Raw genomic sequence first — 2472 nt, 5'->3', positions numbered from 1 at the left:
GTTGCCAATGCCGCGGTCGTTACTGACCACTTGCTCGACGGCGGTGAGGCTGACGTTGCGACCGGCCTTGATGCGGGTGTCGCCACCGCTGTGCAGGACGCTGCCGGTGTTGTCGAAGTCCCGCTCGGCGTCGATGCTCAGGCTGTTGCCGGCTTCGATGCGCGCGGCGCTGTCGAGGAAGTCGCGGCGCTGCTCGCGCAGGTAGTCGCCGCCACTGCTTTGGTGGGTGGTCAGGGTGCGGTCGTTGATCACGTCGCCCTGGGTGGTGGTCAGGCTCACATCGCGCCCGGCGATGATGCCGCCGGCCTTGTTCACCAAGTAGTTGCCCGCCAGCAGGTCGAGGCGGTTGCCGGCCTCCACCAAGCCACTGTTGACCAGGTTCTCTCCCGCCACTGCCGACAGGTCATTGGCCGCGCGCAGGGTGCCGACGTTGTTCAAGTCTTGCCCAGCGATCAGGTTGACGTTGTCACCGGCAATCAAGGCGCCGTTGGGCGCCAGGCGATTGTCGGCATGGGCCAGGTACAGCACTGGCACCAGTACCTGTTCGCCGTTCACCTCGGTGTTTTCCAGCCAGACGATGTCGTGGGTCAGGGCCGCTACCTGCTCCGAGGTCAGGCTCACGCCCACCGCCAGGTTTAGGGCGTCCTTGCTCTTGATGGCGTTGTCCATCAGGTACTTGAACAGTTTTTCGTCGCTGTTCTGGCCGTCGATAAAGCGCTGGCCGGTGCGGGCCTGCACCGCTTGCTGGATCAGTTTCTGTTCATAGAAACCGTCCCCTAGACGCTTGGCGCTGTCGTCCGGGTTGTAGCCGAGGTTGGACAGCAGGTAGTCCGAGCTCATGAACTGCTTGAGGTCGGTGAGCACCGGGTTGGTTTCGATCAGGTATTTGTGTGGATTGCTGCGCACGCTGCTGTCGGGCAGGCCGGTGACCCGCTCGATGCTGATCGGTGCCGGAGCCTGGGTGTTGAGGGCCGCAGCCTGGCTAATGCCTTCTTCGACGACCGAGCGACCCGGTAGCACCGGGCCAGGAGTCGTTCCAGCCCCCGGGAGGACGGTGTTGATTGCCCGGGCATCGGTGCCGATCTCGACAACCTGCCGATTGGCGGTGCTCAGGTCGCCCGAGCGGTTGCTAATCGGCTGCGCCTGCGCGATACGGATGTCCTGCACCTGCGCCAGTGGCAGCGCCTGCTGGCGCTGTGCGGCGCTCAAGGCCGCGCCGCCCATGGCCCAGGTTTGTGGGCCGGTGCTGGTCGGGGCGCTACCGCCCTGGCCACTGAGGCGGAACAGGCCATTCTGTCCGCTCGGCAGGGTGAAACCGGGAAGCGTGACCGGGTTGACCGACTGCTGGGCCACATCCGGGCTCAGTTGTGCATTGATACGTACGGCCGTGGAATAACCATTGCCAACACCGGTGTCGGTGCTCACCTGACCGGCCCCGACATACTCATAGAACGGCCGGATCACACTGTTATTGAGGTTCTTCGCCGCATTCAGGCTGACGTTGCCACCGGCCTGGATGACCGCATCATAGGACTGTCCGTCCAGGTTCTTGACGTTGCTGTTGTGTGCGAGCAGGACTCCGGTCCACCCCAGAAAGGCGCTCAGGTCAGAAGCGTAGGAAGCCGAAGGCTTGGGGTTGTTACGGGCATTGAAGTTGGCCGCCTGGGCCGCAGCATTGGCGGTTTCGTTGACGAAGCTCCAGTAGCGTCGCACGGTGGTGATTTCTTGCGCCTGCAGCCCCTTGTTGTCGATGGACTCGGCATCGATCTGCAAGTTGCCGACGGCCGCCAGGGTACTGCTGGCGTTGACCAGGTTCTGTGCATTGATCAGCAAGTTTGCGCCGCTGCCGATATTCGCCGCCGCCGAACTACGGGTAACGTTCAGCCGATCGGTCTCGCTCAATTCCCACAAGCCGTTGATCCGGCCTCCGCCACGGCTGTCACAGCCAGCCCCCGGAATCAGGGTGCAGGACAGACGGGTAATGCCAGTGGCGCTTTTCTCGTGCTCGGTGTACTCCAGCACGTCCATCAGGTTATTGACGGTGGTGGCAGCGATGACCAGATTGCCCGCGCTGTTGATGTCGGCGGAACGGTTGTCCAGCAGGTCGGCCTTGGCCTGTTTGTCATCCTTGGCAATCAGGACATCACCCAGCCCATAGACCTGGGCATAGCGGTTGGTGAAGCGAGTAGCCAGCAGCTGCATATTGCCGCCGCTGGAGATCAGTCCGTGGTCATTGACCAGAGTGCCGGTGGTCAGGGTCAGGTCCTTGCCGCTACCCAGGGTGCCGCGGTTGTTCACCTCGTCGGCACTCACGTCCAGGCGGTGACTGGAGGTCAGGCGCCCGGCGTTGTCGAACTGTCCGGCGATGCTAATCCGTGTATCCCCGCCTCCCGCGATACTGGCGGTATCGCTCAGGCTCACCTGTCCCGCATCCAACCCGAGGTTGTGCAAACTGCTCAAACGACCATTACC

At 63.0% G+C, this 2472-nt stretch carries 1 pseudogene; it reads right to left on the bottom strand.

The window, feature by feature from the left end:
- Nucleotides 1-2421, bottom strand: a pseudogene (locus U873_RS37425) (hemagglutinin); the annotation flags it as partial.
- Nucleotides 2422-2472 lie beyond the last annotated feature (51 nt).

It is taken from the genome of Pseudomonas sp. PH1b, assembly GCF_000633395.1.
GTDB lineage: Bacteria > Pseudomonadota > Gammaproteobacteria > Pseudomonadales > Pseudomonadaceae > Aquipseudomonas.
The sequence above is the reverse complement of the archived record's forward strand: the minus strand, read 5'-3'. Positions and strand labels throughout refer to the sequence as shown.